Source organism: Rhizobium mongolense USDA 1844 (assembly GCF_000419765.1).
In the GTDB taxonomy this organism is placed as follows: Bacteria; Pseudomonadota; Alphaproteobacteria; order Rhizobiales; family Rhizobiaceae; genus Rhizobium; species Rhizobium mongolense.
The window spans coordinates 185478-202940 of the sequence record NZ_ATTQ01000002.1 but is presented as its reverse complement, the minus strand read 5'-3'; the positions used below and the strand labels follow the sequence as shown (position 1 = coordinate 202940).

The 17463-nt window shown below is 59.5% G+C and carries 17 protein-coding genes, 1 tRNA gene and 1 pseudogene; 11 read left to right on the top strand and 8 right to left on the bottom strand.

Annotated features, from left to right (window positions below):
* Positions 1-45 precede the first annotated feature (45 nt).
* Positions 46-242, top strand: a pseudogene (locus A3C3_RS43200) (type II toxin-antitoxin system CcdA family antitoxin); the annotation flags it as partial.
* Positions 243-262: 20 nt separating this feature from the next.
* Here A3C3_RS43200 and A3C3_RS0104090 read toward each other — a convergent pair.
* Positions 263-715 carry a GFA family protein gene (locus A3C3_RS0104090; RefSeq protein ID WP_022713344.1) on the bottom strand — a complete coding sequence of 151 codons (453 nt, stop codon included), beginning with the start codon at positions 713-715 and terminating at the stop codon, positions 263-265.
* 75 nt (positions 716-790) lie between these two features.
* Positions 791-1336, bottom strand: coding sequence for a sugar O-acetyltransferase (locus A3C3_RS0104085; RefSeq protein WP_022713343.1), 546 nt, complete (start codon positions 1334-1336; stop codon positions 791-793).
* 157 nt (positions 1337-1493) lie between these two features.
* Between A3C3_RS0104085 and A3C3_RS0104080 the strand changes: the two genes are divergently transcribed.
* Complete coding sequence (locus A3C3_RS0104080) at positions 1494-1787, top strand: Rdx family protein (protein ID WP_022713342.1); 294 nt, start codon at positions 1494-1496, stop codon at positions 1785-1787.
* Between the two features lie 3 nt (positions 1788-1790).
* On the opposite strand, the gene A3C3_RS0104075 is transcribed toward A3C3_RS0104080, so the two are convergent.
* Positions 1791-2210: a BA14K family protein gene (locus tag A3C3_RS0104075; RefSeq protein WP_022713341.1), complete on the bottom strand. Its 420-nt coding sequence runs from the start codon at positions 2208-2210 to the stop codon at positions 1791-1793.
* 203 nt (positions 2211-2413) lie between these two features.
* On the opposite strand from A3C3_RS0104075, the gene A3C3_RS0104070 reads away from it, so the two are divergent.
* Positions 2414-2500 (top strand) — tRNA-Leu (locus A3C3_RS0104070).
* A 66-nt stretch (positions 2501-2566) separates the two neighbouring features.
* Here A3C3_RS0104070 and A3C3_RS48420 read toward each other — a convergent pair.
* Positions 2567-3004 (bottom strand): hypothetical protein, encoded by a 438-nt coding sequence (locus A3C3_RS48420; RefSeq protein WP_145611923.1) that lies wholly within the window; start codon positions 3002-3004, stop codon positions 2567-2569.
* 227 nt (positions 3005-3231) lie between these two features.
* On the opposite strand from A3C3_RS48420, the gene A3C3_RS48415 reads away from it, so the two are divergent.
* Together A3C3_RS48415 and A3C3_RS0104055 are read left to right on the top strand one after the other, a co-directional pair.
* Complete coding sequence (locus tag A3C3_RS48415) at positions 3232-3615, top strand: hypothetical protein (RefSeq protein ID WP_084796902.1); 384 nt, start codon at positions 3232-3234, stop codon at positions 3613-3615.
* 458 nt (positions 3616-4073) lie between these two features.
* Entirely contained in the window at positions 4074-4916 is an 843-nt protein-coding gene (locus A3C3_RS0104055; RefSeq protein ID WP_022713340.1) for an SDR family NAD(P)-dependent oxidoreductase, read from the top strand.
* A gap of 452 nt (positions 4917-5368) precedes the next feature.
* On the opposite strand, the gene A3C3_RS0104050 is transcribed toward A3C3_RS0104055, so the two are convergent.
* The 4 genes from A3C3_RS0104050 to A3C3_RS0104030 all read right to left on the bottom strand — a co-directional run bounded on the left by A3C3_RS0104050 (position 5369) and on the right by A3C3_RS0104030 (position 9054).
* Positions 5369-6004: an NrsF family protein gene (locus A3C3_RS0104050; RefSeq protein WP_022713339.1), complete on the bottom strand. Its 636-nt coding sequence runs from the start codon at positions 6002-6004 to the stop codon at positions 5369-5371.
* Positions 5991-6557 carry a sigma-70 family RNA polymerase sigma factor gene (locus A3C3_RS0104045; protein WP_028739390.1) on the bottom strand — a complete coding sequence of 189 codons (567 nt, stop codon included), beginning with the start codon at positions 6555-6557 and terminating at the stop codon, positions 5991-5993. Before A3C3_RS0104045 ends, A3C3_RS0104050 begins: the two co-directional genes overlap by 14 nt.
* 453 nt (positions 6558-7010) lie before the next feature.
* The gene (locus A3C3_RS0104035) at positions 7011-7343 is read right to left on the bottom strand and encodes a hypothetical protein (RefSeq protein ID WP_028739389.1); all 333 of its coding nucleotides are present in this window, start codon (positions 7341-7343) and stop codon (positions 7011-7013) included.
* 115 nt (positions 7344-7458) lie between these two features.
* The gene (locus A3C3_RS0104030; protein WP_028739388.1) at positions 7459-9054 is read right to left on the bottom strand and encodes a GumC family protein; all 1596 of its coding nucleotides are present in this window, start codon (positions 9052-9054) and stop codon (positions 7459-7461) included.
* Positions 9055-9187: 133 nt separating this feature from the next.
* Here A3C3_RS0104030 and A3C3_RS0104025 point away from each other — a divergent pair, with 133 nt between their 5' ends.
* The 6 genes from A3C3_RS0104025 (at position 9188) to A3C3_RS0104000 (ending at position 17447) form a co-directional block, all read left to right on the top strand.
* Complete coding sequence (locus A3C3_RS0104025; protein WP_022713334.1) at positions 9188-10252, top strand: glycoside hydrolase family 5 protein; 1065 nt, start codon at positions 9188-9190, stop codon at positions 10250-10252.
* Between the two features lie 5 nt (positions 10253-10257).
* Positions 10258-11502: a hypothetical protein gene (locus A3C3_RS0104020; protein WP_022713333.1), complete on the top strand. Its 1245-nt coding sequence runs from the start codon at positions 10258-10260 to the stop codon at positions 11500-11502.
* A gap of 215 nt (positions 11503-11717) precedes the next feature.
* Complete coding sequence (gene purU, locus A3C3_RS0104015; protein ID WP_022713332.1) at positions 11718-12602, top strand: formyltetrahydrofolate deformylase; 885 nt, start codon at positions 11718-11720, stop codon at positions 12600-12602.
* A gap of 94 nt (positions 12603-12696) precedes the next feature.
* Positions 12697-15624 carry an aminotransferase gene (locus A3C3_RS0104010; RefSeq protein ID WP_028739387.1) on the top strand — a complete coding sequence of 976 codons (2928 nt, stop codon included), beginning with the start codon at positions 12697-12699 and terminating at the stop codon, positions 15622-15624.
* Positions 15625-16143: 519 nt separating this feature from the next.
* Entirely contained in the window at positions 16144-16338 is a 195-nt protein-coding gene (locus tag A3C3_RS0104005; RefSeq protein ID WP_028739386.1) for a hypothetical protein, read from the top strand.
* Positions 16339-16460: 122 nt separating this feature from the next.
* Entirely contained in the window at positions 16461-17447 is a 987-nt protein-coding gene (locus A3C3_RS0104000) for a P1 family peptidase (protein WP_022713329.1), read from the top strand.
* The last annotated feature ends 16 nt before the right edge of the window (positions 17448-17463 follow it).

The following is a 17463-nucleotide window of genomic DNA, read 5'->3' as shown; positions in this document are numbered from 1 at the left end:
CGAAGGACTATCGCCATGCGCCGGCCTGTCTGAAAAGACTCGAATCTGTTTTTCGATGCTCAGATCGTCTCCTCCGCACGCCAACTCAATGTCAACATCTCCCGCGCCGCCGAAGACGGCATCGCCCGCGCGATCAAAGCCGAGCGCGAACGCCTGCGGCGACTGGAGAATGCGGAGGCGAAGCCGAAGCAGACGCTTACGCTGAAAGGCACGGGCTACCGTTTGTGAAGTATGGCAAATTTGATGGCCCGTCTTCGAAGGTTCATCCCCGCACCACATACTCCTTCACCAGCCCCTCATATACATTCATTTCCGGCAGCGTTTCATAGCTATATACCGCGCCGGTTTCGGCGAATGACAGCTTCTCCCTCGTCCAAGTCTCGATGAACGGTGTGAACCAAGTTGTATCATCCAGCATGGTGGCACGCAGGTTGACGAACCAGTCCATGCCCTCGGGCCGCGTAAACATCCAACTCATGCAATGCGGACAGAAATAGTGCCTTGTTAAGCCATGCAGGCCGCCGATAACGGGTTCGCCCCGGGTCACTTCGAAGCCTTCCGCCGGAATCGCGGCGCTCAACGAATAGGCGCTGGACGACATTTTCTGGCAGCCGGTGCAATGGCACGCCATGGTGAGCAGCGGCTTTGCGCTGATCTTCAGCCTGACCCGGCCACAACGGCAGCCACCTTCCCATGGCAGGTTGTTATTGCTCATCGCCCTATCCTCCGTGTTCGCCCTAATCTAGCGTCATCCGAGGTCAATCAAGGCCACGGCCGACATGCATCGCAATCACTTATGGATTCGCGCCGGATTGCCGACGACCGTCGCACCGCTCGGCACATCTTTCGTCACAACCGCGCCTGCGCCGACGATTGCGCCGTCCCCGATCGACACGCCGCCCAGAATGGTAGCGCCGCCGCCGATCCAGACATCCTCCCCGATCGAAACCGGGCGCGCCATCTCGATCCCGGCTTTGCGAAGGGCCGCATCCTTGTGATGTTCCGCACAATATATATGCACGCCCGGCCCCAGCATGGACCGCTCGCCGATTACCACCGTTCCCGAATCGAGGATGGTACAGCCGGCATTGAGGTAGACGCGACTGCCGAGGGCTATATTCACACCATAGGAGCAATGAAACGGCGCCTCGATGAAAGCGTCGGCAGGCGCCTTCGCAAGCAGCACCGCCAGCGCCGGTGCCATATTGCCGCGTTCGTCCGGCTGCATCGTGTTGTGCTGGTGAACGGCCTTTCGCGCCAGCCGGCGCAACCCCTCGAGCTCGTCATCAAGGCAGCAATACCACTCGCCAGCCGTCATCTTTTCCCGCTCACTCATCTGCCTCTCCCGGTGCTGAACGCCTATTAAGCGGACCGTGCCGCGCACCACCACAGCTAACTTCGTGACATGAACATGCGATGGCCTCCCCGCGCAAGCCGGACGTTGCGAAGCGGCCGCGAAGGCCTTAAATCGAAGCATTGAAAGGAATCCGCCGATGACCGAAAAGGCCCGTGTGACGATCCTCTACTGCACCCAATGCAACTGGCTGCTGCGCGCCGGCTGGATGGCGCAGGAATTGCTGCACACCTTTTCGGACAGCCTCGCCGAAGTGGCGCTCATTCCTGGTACGGGCGGCAATTTCGAGATCCGCGTCAACGGCGACCTCATCTGGGAGCGCAAACGCGACGGCGGTTTCCCGGGGCCGAAAGAACTCAAGCAGCGGGTGCGGGACATCATCGAACCCGGCCGCGATCTCGGCCATGCCGACCGCGTTTCGCTGGAGAGCTGACCCTCAGTCGAAGGGCGAATTGCAGGTCTTGTAGATGCCCTCGTAGGTCACGAAACGATCGGTCCTCGGATTGTAGGTCCGATACTGATTTCGGCACCATTCGACATGCACATCCTTTGCTGGCGGACGTATCCGGCGGATTGGCGGAGGATCATAGGAGAGTTGCGGCCTTGGCTGGGCTCGCGGCTGGTAATAGGTCGGCCCTCTCGCTCCCGGCGGACGATAGTTCGGCTGGATATAGGCAGGGCGGTGCCACTGCTGCGGCCCGAAGCCGAAGCAACCGCGATAATCGCAGTAGGTCGATTGCACATTGATGATCGCCGGATTGCGCTGTTGCAGCGGCGCAAGCTGAGGCGCGGCACTGGCCGCAAGCGGCACGAAGCCGATAACGGAGCCGAAGATGATCGTTCGAAGAGCAGACATCACTGATTCCTTTCTGCTGCGGCAGATATAGAACACCCGCCGCCGCATGGCATCCACTACAAGAGCGAAAGCCGTTCAGTTCGGCGTGATCGCCCCGTTCCGGCGTCTTCTGGAGGCATATTCGCTCTTTTTTCCAACCTGTCAGGAAAACTTCAAAAAGCCAGTTGACAGCAAAGAGCCACCCCCTTACATGGCTCTCCGTCGCCCAGATGGCGGAATTGGTAGACGCGCCAGCTTCAGGTGCTGGTACCCGAAAGGGTGTGGAGGTTCGAGTCCTCTTCTGGGCACCATTCCATTTTGTCAGCATTGATTGTGCTGATCTTTTTACCTGTTTTTTGTCGCACTTTTTACCACCCCTACGGGGCGTGGGACAATTTCGATGCCATTTTGTTCCGGAGTGAGCTTGTGCATGGCTCCAGCGGCGAGCTTCTTGCGGTTCGCCTGCTTCGTGTAAAGCGTCGTCTGTTTCTTCGTTGTCCAGCCAACGCCATCAGCTCGTCATCGGTCGCGCCGTTTTCGGCGGCGATTGTCGCGCCGGCCTTGCGCAGTCCGTGCATCGAGCAGTGAAACAATCCTGCCTCGTCGCAGCAATCGCGCATCTTATTGCCGAGACCGTTCACCGAAAACGGCTTTCCGTATTCCGTGACGAGATAGGTCATCTGATTGGCCGGCTGCTGATCGAGGGCCTTCTGCAGCTCCGGTAGCATGGGGATCTGCACGACGACTCCTGAGGATCGCTTCGTCTTCCCAGGGCGAATCGTAAGCCATCCGTCGCGCACATGCTGGCGGCCCATGATCGCCAGTTCCTGCAGACGCAGGCCGGTGAAACCTCGAATTGTTGCACTTCGTCGACCGTCCAGGTGTGGAAGCCGTCACCGCTGTTCTGCTTCTTGATCCGGAGCGCCGGGTTGCGCTGCGCTAGCTCGTTTTCCACTGCCCATCCAAACATGGCAGAGATGAACTTCACCGCGTTGTCCTGAGCGCCGGCGGTCTCGGCGATCGTGTCGCGGATCTTGGTGATATGGCGCTTTTCCATGGCGGCGAACGGAAGATCTCCGCGGCGCTTCTTGCTCTCGGCCGTCAGGCTGTCGCAGACCTTCTCAAGCAGTCTGACTCGGCGGGCAAGCTGATCTGGTGCCATCGTGTTGCCGGCGCGTTCCTTGTACTGTTGCACAAGCCATTGGAAGCTTCCCTTCTCCGCGCGCCGGTTCAAGACCGGCTTTTCGGGTTTCTCACCCTTCTGGACGCCGAGGCGGGCGCAGGAGCCGGCTTGCAGCGTCACTCTAGCCCAAAGCGGCATACCGCTGTTGATCTTTGCATGGGACGCCTGCACACATTCGTTGATGTGGTTCATCGCATTGATGACGTCGCTTTTTATAAGGGAGGCTTTCAAGAGTGTCTTTAGTCCCTGCGCCTTCTGAAGTTCACGCCGTGAGACTTTAGCTTGCCATGCATTAACTGCCATCGAGGATGCACCGCCGACGATCGCACCGATTGCCGCCCCTCCAAAGCCAGAAACAACGGTAACCCAATCTGACGGCGTAGCCAGGAGCTTCAGCTTGGGAAGCTCGATCTATTTCAACGATTGCAGGCGCTTGGCTGTAAAACTATGCGTTTCCCGCCGGGGAATAGCGAATAAAATCAATTCCGTTTCGGCCCCAGTTCGGTCTTTCATCCAAGCCGAACCAATAACCACAATTGGCGCATCTGTGCCATGGCGGCAGTCGGCCCTAATCGGGCAGCCTAAGCGAGTTGTATTTGACTGCTCCCTGGGGTTTCATGCGGCAAGCATCCGTTTTCTGCCTGCAGCAAAATTCCGATGTCCCCTGCCTGCAACAGCCATCGTATGGGAGGCTAACCAGTATGAAAGATGTCGTCGCGTTGGTTACGGGCGCAAGCCGCGGTGTCGGCCGCGGGATTGCGCTGTCGCTGCTCGCCGAGGGAGCCACGGTCCACGTTACCGGCAGGACCCGTTCCGAGGCGGAAGCAAGCCTAGGAGGTAAACGCGCGGGATCGCTGGAGGGGCTTGCGCTTGAGGCTGCGGCATTATCCGGACGACTAGTCGTTCATCATTGCGACCACAGCAACGACGCCGAAACCGAGCGCGTGGCTGAAGAGATCAGGGCCGCCAACAGGCTGGACATTCTGGTGAACAATGCATGGCCCGGCTATGAAAACATGGTCGAGGATGGCGATTTTACCTGGCCGCGCCCTTTCTGGGAGCAGCCCGTCTGGCGGTGGGACGCAATGATCGGCACCGCCCTGAGGGCGGCTTTCATGATGTCGCGCGCAGTGGCGCCGACGATGATCTCGACGCAGCGCGGTCTGATCGTCAATATTTCATTCTGGGCAGCTCAATTCTACGACGGCAACGCGATCTACGGCATGGCCAAAGCCGCCGCCGACAAGATGGCCGCGGACTTCGCACATGAATTGCGTCCACATAAAGTCGCCGCCGTCGCACTCTATCCCGGGCTGGTACGCACCGAAGCCGTCATGCAGAACGCCGAATATTTCGACTTGTCCAACTCCGAGTCCCCGAGGTTCATCGGCCATGTCATCGCCGGACTTTGGCGGGACCCTGCGCTGATGTCGAAATCCGGGCGTGTCCTGGTCGCGGCAGAGCTGGGTCGGGAGTATGACATTGCCGACGTCGACGGCTACAGACCTGTTCCCCTCAGCGCGGCGGACTTTGTGAAAAGCTGAATTCCTGTCGGTCTTTTCAACGACCCGGTTAGTTGGCTGATCTTTCAAACAGTTCGTGGAAAACCTTGACGCTCCGCCGAGGCGATCTTGCACGTCAATTTTCTCCTGGCTCCGTCTGCCGCGGCATGGAGCGACGCTCTGGCCTTATACCGCCTTCTTCGCGATCAGTAGCAATTGACGTGAGGAAACTTCCACAGCACCGATATCAAATCCGAGGCTTCTGGTGGCTCTACTATGGGCCTAAATGAAGCCTTTAATTCCAGTGCGGCATGGCGCAATTGTGGGACATTCGGAACCAAAAGTATAATAGTTTCGTTGACGAAAAAATTGTCCCACGTTTCTGCAAGTCTATGATTTCTCGCGCTTGCCGGACACCTCTTCTGGGCGCCATTCCCTTACAAAGATAGCAGAAGAGCCGATGCCAACGGCCGTGGTCTCGTGACCTCGCTGTCTTACCACGTCAGATATCGTGATCCAATCAGCGCACCCGTGGCTGTCACTGCCGCGATTGCCGTGGTGTACCAGACTGCGAGAAACAGCGGGCTATCGTCCGTGCAGTGCCAGGCGTAAAGCGCTGCCGCTATACCACCGGCGGCAAGGCCTGCTGCGGCACCGGCAAGGCTTGGGCGTTCCGCAGCGCCGTTTTTCAGCGCCCAGAGGAAACCCGCAAGCGGCGCGAGCGACAGGACCGGGATGAAGAACAGGCAGAAGCGTGCGTTGCGGCCGAGCATCGCTGTTTCCCATGCATCCTGAGGAATGGCCGACAATTCGGCCGCGGTGCCCGCTGCGAGAAGGATCAGCGGCACGAACAGCGCCAGGCTTGAAAGCCCCAGCGGCACGCCTGGACGGCCTATGCGAAAGACAAGCCCGCAAGCGGTGACGGCGAGGGTCAGGGTCAGGACCATCTTGAAGAGCACGCGTGCCGTTTCGATCGCGCTTGCCATGTCGTGACGGATACCGATTGCCGACAGAAGCAACACTGCAGAAACCGCGACGCCGATCAGCAGCGCACCCAGGAGCAAGGGGCCGAGGCGCGTGCGGATGGGTGCGTCTTGTGCCAGGAGGCTGATCAGGTCATCGGTCTTCACTCGTCTCACTCCGGTATAAGGCCGCCAGCGACTTCAACGCCCGGTGCAGCGCGACGCGCACCGCACCTTCGCTCATTTTCAGCCTTTCGGCCGTTTCGCGAACTCCTGCTCCCTCCATCGAAATCGAGCGCACGATCTCACGCTGCGGATCCTTCAGGCGATTCAACATATGTTCGGCATCGAGCCGATCCAAATTGCCCACCTGTTCTTCCGCTTTTAGCGTTGTCATCACGTCGTCGATCGGCACATCGATGTGACGGCCGCGCCGGCGCAGGCTGTCTATCAGCTTATTGCGCACGATCGTCGACAGCCAAGGGCCGATCGGGCGAGCCGGATCCCAGGTTCCGCGCTTCAGGTGAACAGCAAGCAGCACCTCTTGCACGACATCCTCCGCCTCGCCTGCCAGCGCGCCAAACTGATCGCAGCGCCTGCGGGCCATGGCGCGAAGATGAGGTGTCACAGCGCAAAGAAAGAGGTGATAGGCCTGCGCATCGCCGCCCATGGCGCTACGCATCCAGCCTGCCCATTCCTCTTCCCGCGCTGAGTATTTCACCCGCATCATCCTCTACGAGAAGGCACACATCTTTGTTACGGCTCGTCCGAGATTATTTCACGGTAGCGGGCGAGCCTTTGTTCTCTGGCGTTTTCCCCTGCAATCGCGAAGACGGCAAGCCGGGCCGGCAAGAAAATCGTGAGAAGAGCTGCAACATTCCGTCGGCTCCCTCCGTAGCCCGCAATGCAAGCCAATCACCGCCCGCCATTCTTACGGAGATGAACAATGAAAAACCGCATGGTTACGCAGGCTCTCACAGGCTCGCTCGCTTGACGCCTGCCACTGTTGCCGCTCCTGCCGCTTCGGCCGCGGACAACAAGGAAAAGTGCTACGGTGTTTGCAAAAGGGCCAGAACGACTGTGCAGCTGGACCGGGGACCACGTGGCCTGCACACCGGACGCGTCTCAATCGACGACTTCATCGCGCGGAATTTTTCCCGCATGGCATGAAGCGTCACCGCACCGGCTGATAGTGGCCTCTTGCAGGCACTTGCGTTCCTTGGCTCACGTACCCGTCGCGGTCGCATACATAGACGGTGGTCGGCATGCCGCCGGAGCGGAAGATCCAGTCCCCATTACGCCGGATGCCGCGCGTTTCGGTGCGGCAGACATATTGTTCCTCATCCTTCTTGTCAGGCTGAGACTTGACACCGGGGAGATCGGGATAGGGATAGAGCGGCTGAGCGGCTGCCTTGCCCGCCCGGCTCCAATCCGTCGCAAAGGCCGGCTCGGCGATCAGGCCGCTGACAACAGAAAGGGCAGCGAGCAACATCGGCAGGGATCGCATATCGGTCACCTTTCGTTGCAGGACGGGCTCCAGCGACATTTGTCTTCAAATCTAGGAAGCAGCCAAGCAGCCATCAAGCGGTAGACCGGGCACGACAAAGTGATTTCGAGGCCCTTTACCGCTGGGCCTCCCTGCGGAAATAGCCCCGAATGACCGGATGTGCAAAGAGGCTTGCCAGGATCGCAAATACCGCGCCGGCGGCAAAGCCGGTGAAGAGCCCGCCGATAACGCCGGCGATCAAAAGAACCTTCTTGCCGGGACCGTCCGGTTTCGTTGGCGGTTCGGCTGCTGAAATGACGCGAATGTTGCTCTGCGGAAGGTTCTGCTCCTCGGTCGTCTGGCTGGAGCGCTTCAGGACGGTCTCGTAAATTTCCCTGGCGGCCGTCGCCTTGCGCTGCAGTTCGTTGAGTTCGACCTGCTTGTCGGATGTGGTCGCCTGCAACGCCTTTTGAATGTTCAGTTCCTTGGCAATCGCCTCCTCGGCCTTTGTCGCCTGTTCATAATCGGCGCGCGCTGAAGTCACCATGCGCTGCAATTCACCCTTTATCTCGCCCGAAATGCTCTGCAGTGACGAGCGGGCGGCCTGCAGTCGCGGATGGCGAGCGCCCATCTGGCTCTCGAGGCTACCGACGACTGCGGCCTGAGTGGCATATTGCTGTCGAAGGCTCGCGAGCGACGAGTTCACGGAACTGCCGTCCGCTCGGCTATTGGCGACGACATCCTCGAAGCTCATGTTCGCAGCCGCATCCGCGCGGGCCTTGGCCTGAATTGTCTTTTCCTGCGCAGTCAGCAGCAGCGTATTCAGCGAGGCAAGGCGCTGGTCGGAAATCAGATTGCCCTCCGTCGCCGCCATATCGTTGTCGGAGCGGAAGGTTTCGACGGCCTGCTCGGCCTCCTGCACTTTCTGGCGCAGATCGGTCAAACGAACATCGAGTGTCGCCGTGGTATTTTCGTATAGACCTGTCGAGGCACTGCTTTCCTCCTGCATGAACGAGGTCACGACCTGATTTGCAAGCTTGGCGGATTTCTCCGGATTGTTCGTCACGGCCGTCAACGATACCACATAGGTGCTGCTCTGGCGGGTGATCGTAAGCGACTTCTGCAGGGCGCTGACTACAGCCGCGTCGTCGCTCCGCCCGCCGTTGAATTCCGGATCCTGCGCAAGCTTCATGGTATCGGCAACCCGGCGCAGCACATTGCCGGACATCAGGATCTGCACCTGGCTGTCGATCATCGACGAAATCATCTCCGGCGAGATCGTCGATGATTGTGTCGCCGGATCAGCAAGGCCGATCTGGCGCGGATCGAAATAAAGGCTGGTGCTTGCGGTGAACTTCTGGGGCAGCAACGGCAGCAGTGCCCCGCCCGCCAAAGCGCCGAGCGCAGCCAGACTAAGGACAATCAGCTTTCTGTTCCAGATCGCAAAGATGACCGATCGCGTATCAACAAGCGGCGCGTCAGGGTCGACGGAAACCGGCGCTGCGCGGACAACTGCACGCTCCGGCTGCGACGGCAAATGCTCCGTCTGGCGCAAGTCCTTTTCGGGAGTGGTGGGCGACGGCGGTGCCTCCGGCTCGGGAAAGGATTTTGCGAAATCACCAGGCCTTAGGACAGGCGCGCGCGCGGGAGAGCTTTCCGGCGCGGTTGGCGCAGGCTCGTAGCTTCGCCAGCTAGGCAGCCGACTAACTCTATTCCTGTCGAATTGGCTCATAAACACACTCGTGACCCGCCGACGCCGATCTTTGGCGGAGGTAGACCAACTTTAGAAATCCTTAGCTAACGGAGCGTTAAGATACCCTACCCGATATTGCCGGAACATGGCAGAACTCCTGAGAGCGAGATCAATGAAAGCCGCGTTTTCGCCCTGGCGCCGTATGCTGACGATCGCCGCGGCAGCATTGCTGCCGTGGCACGCCGGCCTTGCCGACGCCGCGGGTCCCTGCTTTCGTGGCATCAATCTTTCCGGTGCGGAATTCGGCAATCCGGGTGGAGAGATTTCCAAGGATTATGCCTACCCCTCCGAAGAGACGATCGGATACTTCAAGCAGAAGGGGATGAATATCGTTCGCTTGCCGTTCTTGTGGGAGCGGCTTCAGCCCGAACTCGGGCAGGCACTGAACGACGCCGAACTCCAGCGCATCAAGGATACGGTGGCCCTTCTGCGCAAACATGAGATGACTGCCATTCTCGATCCACACAATTATGCCCAGTACAAGAAAACGCAGGTCGGGGCACCGCCGGCGACGACCCTGGCATTCGCAGATTTCTGGACCAGGCTTGCTTCCGAATTTGCCAATCAGGACGATGTGATTTTCGGGCTCATGAACGAACCCCACGACATTGCCAGCGACAAATGGCTGAGCGCAGCCAATGCGGCGTTCCGCGGCATCCGGGCGGTCGGCGCCAACAATCTCGTCCTCGTGCCGGGCACGAAGTGGACGGGCGCCCATTCCTGGCAGTCCGATGGCCCAGGCGGGCCAAACGGCACTGTGATGCTCGGCGTCAAGGATCCACGCAAGAACTTTGCCTACGAGGTTCACCAGTATTTCGACAGCGATTCTTCCGGTACGCATGAGGAATGCTCCGGCAATGAGAACGCCAGGAATGCCATCATCCGCATGTCCGATTGGGCACGCAAGCACGGCACCAGGGTGCTGCTAGGCGAATTCGGCGTTTCGCAAGCACCGGAATGCGTCGCCGGCTTGAAGTCGGTTCTGGATACGATGCAGGAGAACGGCGACGTCTGGCTTGGCTGGACCTATTGGGTGGCCGGTGACTGGTGGCCAGCGAGCGAGCCCTTGAACGTGCAGCCCCACGACAGCCATGAGCGAAAGCAGATCGCGGTGCTGGAAGCCGCTGCCAAGGCGCCTTTTCCTGCCGAGGACGCGTGCCGGACAATGGGCAGGTAGCGGCGATGGAACAGCGAGATGCAACAACGAAGGAACCGATCGACTACGGCATACTGGCCGTCGGCGTGCTGTCGGTCACCTATAATTGCCTTCTCGCCTTCATCAATCACAACATCACGCCCCTTGCGTCGTCGCATGTCGCCCTCAGCGAGATCCTGCTGCTGATCTATAGTTTTGGCTTCCTTTTAAAGAGGGGCCTTTACGAAGAAGACCTCGCTCCGCTTGGCTATTTGCTGGCGACGATCTTCCTCACCGTCTATGTGATCGCGGTCAACCGCGCAGGCTATATCGACCACCTGCGCAACGTGCTGATCATTTTCGCTTTCGTCATCATGGGCCGATGGACGAACGAACGAACGCTGAAGCTGATTTTCAAGATATGCAGCATTGTGGTGCTGGCGGTGCTCATCTGCGAGATCGTCTCCGTGCAAGCCTATGTGGCCCTGTTCCATCCGGCTGAATATTTCGAAAACACCCGCGGCGTGCCCCGTGCCACCTATAGTGACATCGGGCTTTTTCGCGGCGCGCTCGGCTTCCCATCCCGCTTTTCCTTCGGGATTATCGATCACCGGTCCTCATCGATCTTTCTGGAGCAGGTGTCACTTGCCAATTTCTGCGGCGTGCTGGTCATCTATCTCGTCAGCTTTTCCAATCGCCTGAGATTGTTCGACCGGCTGCTCTTGGTCTTCACCGTCTTGCTGATCCTCATTACCAACGACACGCGTACGATGCTGATTTTCAGCATGGCCTGCCTCGGCGGCTATTTTATCTTTCCGTGGATTCCGAAGATCTGCGATCTCTTGATGATGCCGATGATTATCGTCATGGGCTTCGTCATTCATGCATTCCGTCCCGATGCCCATGAAGACGACTTTGTCGGCCGCATCAGCGGAACGATCCGGAACATCATCGCGATGGATATCCCGGCGGCGCTCGGCCTTGAGCTCGAGAAAGCCACGACTTTCGTCGATAGCGGCTATGTCTACATAACCTATGGCGCGACGATCTTCGGCCTCATCCTCTTCTGGCTGTTCGTCTCCTTTTTCCCGGCAGGAAAGACGCCGAACCAGAAGCGTCTTGCTCATTCGCTATCGCTTTTCATGTTCCTGAACCTGATGATCGGCTCCACGGCGATCTTCTCCATGAAGACGGCCGGCCTCGTCTGGCTGCTCGTCGGCTTCCTGAAGGTCGACGAGAGCGTGCGCGGGAAAGACGCCGCCGGTAAAGTAGGCATTTCGGTTTCTGCCTGAACGGCTGCGCGGCGGGGATACGCGACGGCGCAGGCGGAACGGACTCTCGCTTTGACTTCCGTAAGTTGGAGCGAAACGAACGGATGCAAGAGCCTGCAAGTCCTTGACAGCTTCTCTTGCAAATTGTTGCACGAATGAAAGAGCTTCGCCTATGCGGCGTAGCTGCTTTGATCTAAGCAGACCTGTCGGCTATTGCCGCGAGAGGGAAGAGGGCCATGACGCATTTTGTACTGACTGTATCGTGCCAATCGACGCGCGGCATCGTGGCGGCGATTGCGAATTATCTCGCCGATCAGGGCTGCAACATCGTCGACAGCTCGCAGTTCGACGACCTCGACACCGGCAAGTTCTTCACCCGCGTCAGCTTCATTTCCGAGGAAGGCGTTGCACTTCCGGCGCTGAAGGAAGGCTTCGAGCCGATCGCCGAGAAATTCGGCATGGAGGCTGAAATCCACGATGGGGACAGCCGCATGAAGGTGCTCTTGATGGTCTCCCGCTTCGGCCACTGTTTGAACGACCTGCTCTATCGCTGGAAAATCGGCGCCCTGCCGATCGATATCGTCGGTGTCGTCTCCAACCACTTCGACTATCAGAAGGTCGTGGTCAACCACGACATTCCCTTCCATCACATCAAGGTCACCAAGGAGAACAAGCCGCAGGCCGAAGCCCAGCTGCTTGAACTCGTCGACCAGACCGGCACGGAACTGATCGTGCTCGCCCGCTATATGCAGGTGCTTTCCGATGCAATGTGCCGCAAGATGTCCGGCCGGATCATCAACATCCACCATTCCTTCCTGCCATCCTTCAAGGGCGCCAACCCCTACAAGCAGGCCTACGAGCGCGGCGTAAAGCTGATCGGCGCCACGGCGCACTACGTGACCGCCGATCTCGACGAGGGTCCGATCATCGAGCAGGACACGGCGCGCATCACCCATGCCCAGAGTGCCGAGGACTATGTCTCGATCGGCCGCGACGTCGAAAGCCAGGTGCTGGCGCGCGCCATCCATGCCCATATCCATCGCCGCGTCTTCCTGAACGGCAACCGCACCATCGTCTTTCCGGCAAGCCCAGGAAGCTACGCCTCCGAACGTATGGGTTGAAACCTCACCCGAAAGGGTAGTAGTGAGCGCTTGCCTATGACATGCATTCGATTATCTGCTTAATGTGGAAAATCGAATCATGCTGGGGGATGCCATGACCGATGATGCGCGTGCCGATCGTATGGAATTGCCGCGCCCGGACGTGACGCCGGCCGAAGCAGAAAACATCCTGCAATCCCGCTATGGCCTCCACGGCACGATCACCGAACTCGGCAGCCAGCAGGACCGCAATTACCGGATCAATACCGGTGATGGCAGCTATGTGCTGAAGATCTGCCACATGGCTTACGATACGCTGGAGCTGGAGGCGCAGAATGCGGCAATCCGGTATCTGACCAAAAAGGAGGGTACGCCGCGTGTCCCGAGGGTCATGAGTTCGACGGACGGCCAGGATATCATCGCCGTCACAGTTCGCGAACAGACCTTCAAGGTGCGTCTGCTCGAATATCTCGAAGGCGAAGGACTGACGCATCGCAAATACCTGCCGAAGGCTTCCGTCGCGGCCCTTGGCGCACTCTGCGCCCGGCTGGCACAGGCGCTCGCCGACTTCAATCATTCGGGCCTCGACCGCAGCCTGCAATGGGACCTGCGCCGGGCGGGGCCTGTTGCCGTTCAGCTGCTTTCGGCCATCACCGACAGTGCTGCGCGCGACCGTATCGCCAAGAGCATGGTGCTTGCCGTACGCCGCATCCAGCCGCTCGCGCCATCACTTCGCGTCCAGCCCGTGCATCATGATGTAACAGGCGACAACGTCGTCTGCCGGATTGATGCGCAAGGGCGGCCGATGCCCGACGGCGTCATCGATTTCGGCGATATCATTCGCGGCTGGCTCGTCGGCGATCTTGCCGTTACCTGCGCCTCGCTGCTGCATCAGGCTGATGGCGATCCCTTCTACATCCTGCCCGCGGTCAAGGCCTATCACGAGATCTATCCGCTGACGGACGAGGAACTGAAGGCGCTGTGGCCGCTGATTGTCGCGCGCGCCGTCATTCTCGTCGCGAGTAGCGAACAGCAGATTTCGATCGATCCGGAAAACGACTACGTCCGCGCCAATCTGGAGCTTGAACGGCAAATTTTCGACACGGCCATGTCCGTTTCCTTCGAATTGATGGAGGCGGCAATCCTTGACGTCGTAGGCGCCGACATGACGCCGGTCGATATGTCCGGCTGGCACGCGCTTCTGCCGGAGATCGACCTTGCAAACATCGCCTATCTCGACCTCGGCGTTCAGAGCCCGCATTTTGCGGCCGGAAACTGGCTGAACGCGGAAATGGACTGGCGGCTTTTGGCACGCGCGGCGAATGAGGCGGGCATCGCTGCGACCCGCTACGGCGAGTACCGGCTTTCGCACGCCGTTCTTCGAAGCGCCAGGCGGCCATCGACCTACGCGTTGCATACCGACATCTGCCTCCCCGGTGGCAACAGCATCGCCGCACCATTTGCCGGACGCATCGATTGCAAGAACCACCATCTCGTCCTGATCGGCGACGGTATCAATCTGCATCTTGATGGCCTGGACCTGTCTGTTGAGGATGGCGCCGAGGTGGAACAGGGGCAGATCATCGGGACGGTCTCGGGCGAAGCCTCTTCGCTCGGCGGCTTGCGTATCCAGCTTTGCACGGTTCCGGCGCTCGAACCGCCGCTCTTTGCCGCGCCGCAGGAGGCAGCCGCCTGGTCCGTGCTTTGCCCCTCGCCCGCAAGCCTGCTTGGACCAGGCGCCAGTGCGCCAGAGCCGGAGACGGCAGAACTGTTCTCCAGGCGCCAGGCGCATCTCGCAAAACCGCAGAAGAATTACTACGAGGTGCCGCCGCAGATCGAGCGCGGCTGGAAGGAATACATGTTCGATGTCGAGGGGCGCGCCTATCTCGACATGGTCAACAATGTCACGATTCTCGGCCACGGGCATCCGCGCCTGGCAGAAGCGATCGGCGAACAATGGCTGAAGCTCAACACCAATTCGCGATTTCACTATGCGGCGATCGGTGAGTTCTGCGAGCGATTGGCAGCTCTGGCGCCGGACGGACTGGACCGCGTCTTCCTCGTCAACAGCGGATCGGAGGCAAATGATCTGGCGATCCGACTCGCCGGGGCGCATACGGGAGCGCGCAACATGCTTTGCCTGCTGGAAGCCTATCATGGCTGGTCGGTGGCAAGCGACGCCGTCTCCACCTCAATTGCTGACAACCCTCAGGCCCTGGCGACCCGGCCGGATTGGGTGCATGCCGTCGCTTCACCCAACACCTATCGCGGCGAATTTCGTGGGCCGGATTCGGCCGGAGACTATCTCACCGCGATGGCGCCTGTGCTGCAGTCGATCGATGCGGGCGGGCAAGGGCTTGCGGGCTTCATTGCCGAATCGATCTATGGGAACGCCGGCGGCATTTCCCTGCCGGACGGATATTTATCAGAAGTCTATGCTCAAGTGCGTGCCCGCGGAGGAGTCTGCATAGCCGATGAGGTGCAGGTCGGCTACGGCAGGCTTGGCCATCACTTCTGGGGCTTCGAACAGCAGGGCGTGGTGCCGGATATCATCACCATCGCCAAGGGCATGGGCAACGGCCACCCGCTCGGCGCGGTGATCACGACGCAGGCAATCGCCGGCTCGCTGGAAAAGGAAGGCTATTTCTTTTCCTCGTCCGGCGGCAGCCCGGTCAGTTGCGTTGCCGGCATGACGGTGCTCGACGTCATGGTGGACGAAAAGCTCCAGGACAATGCACGCGACGTCGGCGATCATCTTAAAAGCCGACTGGCCGCGCTGATCGACAAGCACCCGATTGCGGGCGCCGTCCACGGCATGGGACTCTATCTCGGCCTTGAATTCGTGCGCGACAGAACGACGCTGGAGCCGGCGACGCAAGAGACGGCGGCCATCTGCAACCGTCTTCTCGAACTCGGCGTGATCATGCAGCCGACCGGCGATCACCTGAATGTGTTGAAGATCAAACCGCCACTTTGCTTGACCACCGAGAGCGCCGACTTCTTCGCGGACATGCTGGAAAAGGTCCTGTCCGAGGGCTGGTAACCTCTCCTTCGCCATTAACCAATGCGGTCATTTCGAGGCTTTCGGTTTTTTAATCAAAAGCCCCATTGCCGGAATCAAGACGACTTCCTATGTCTGTCCCGGTGATCGAAACGAGGCGTCCGGCCGTCACGCAATTTGCACAAAGATCTGATAACGTTCTTTCAGCAAGTATGACTGTGGTGGAATTATTTTTTTCGGATTGTCGATATTTTGACACGTTTCGGAATATGTTTCTGACAGACTGTCCTCTATTCTCTACAATAATGGTAGATTATAAAAGATAGTCGTCGCCGGGTCTTGAGCTTTTCGAGACCTCACGAGTGCAACGCCAACACAAGGAACGAGACATGATTGATATCGGTATTCTCGCCACCATCCTTGGGCGAATTGTGCTCGGCAATGACCGTCCGGGCGCCCTCTCCCGCCCGAACTGTCGAATGTGACCTTCGTCCCCTTTCAACGGTATCAGACAAGTCAATTCGCCATCGCCTCGCAATCCGCGCGGCAGGAGTTCTACGCATGAAAAAGCAAGTTATCGAATATGCAGGCGTCCCCGTGGGCATCGTCATTCCAGATGAAGACCGGCTGAAATTCATCGCCGTGAAGTTTCACGTGCACGACCTTGACGAGCAGCGTTTCAGTTCGCCGGATGAGGTGAAGGTCGCGATCCATGACCTGATGACCCGGCGCCATCCAAAGCCAATCCATGCCTGAAAACAGGCTTAGGTTTCCGCACCTCATCGCTTTCCAGGGTTTATGACCGGTCCCCAAAAGGGGCCGGTCTTGTTTTTTTGTGCTGGTTGCGATCCTATCCGGCGTCAACAAGGACGGCGCACTTGCTCAATCTCATTACCGATATCCAAGGCGTTTCGATCGGCCACGCAACGGACCTGAAGCTCGGTTCTGGCGTCACCGCGATTATCTTCGACGAACCGGCGACGGCCTCGGCCACCGCTCTCGGCGGCGCGCCCGGAGGGCGCGACACCGCCTTGCTCGATCCGTCGATGACGGTCGAGAAGGTTGATGCCTTCGTTCTTTCCGGCGGCTCGGCCTTTGGGCTGGATGCGGCAGGCGGCGTCCAGGCCGGCCTGAGGAAAGCCGGCCGCGGATTCCAGGTGGGCACGGTGCGCGTGCCAATCGTACCCCAGGCGATCCTCTTCGATCTCTTAAACGGTGGCGACAAGAATTGGGGCCTGCATTCGCCTTACCGGGAGATGGGCTATGCGGCCTTCAAGGCGGCAACGAAAGGCGATTTCCCGCTTGGAACGGTGGGGGCTGGAGCGGGTGCGACGACAGCGACATTCAAGGGCGGGCTCGGCTCGGCAAGCACGGTCAGCAGCGCTGGGCATCAGGTGGCGGCAATCGTCGCAGTCAATGCGCTCGGTTCGGCAACGATCGGCGACGGGCCGCATTTCTGGGCAGCACCCTTCGAACGAGACAACGAATTCGGCGGGTTCGGAATGCCGGAACTGATAGATGCTCGCTTGCGGCTGAAGGGCGTGATGGCGCCTGCAACCACGATCGGTGCGGTCGTGACCGATGCGGCGCTGACGAAGGCCGAGGCTCACCGGCTTTCGCTGGGCGCACATGACGGGCTCGCAAGGGCATTGCTTCCGGCGCATCTGCCGCTCGACGGCGATACGGTGTTTGCCGCCTCGACGGGTGCACGAGCGCTGGCCGACATGGGCGAACTGATGGAGCTTTGCCATCTTGCGGGGATGGTCATGGCCCGCGCCATCGCGCGCGGTGTTTACGAAGCGACAGCGCTGCCTTACGAGGGTGCGCAGCGGGCCTGGCGGGAGCTCTACCCGGACGGGCGCTGATTGCCTGGACAGAGTA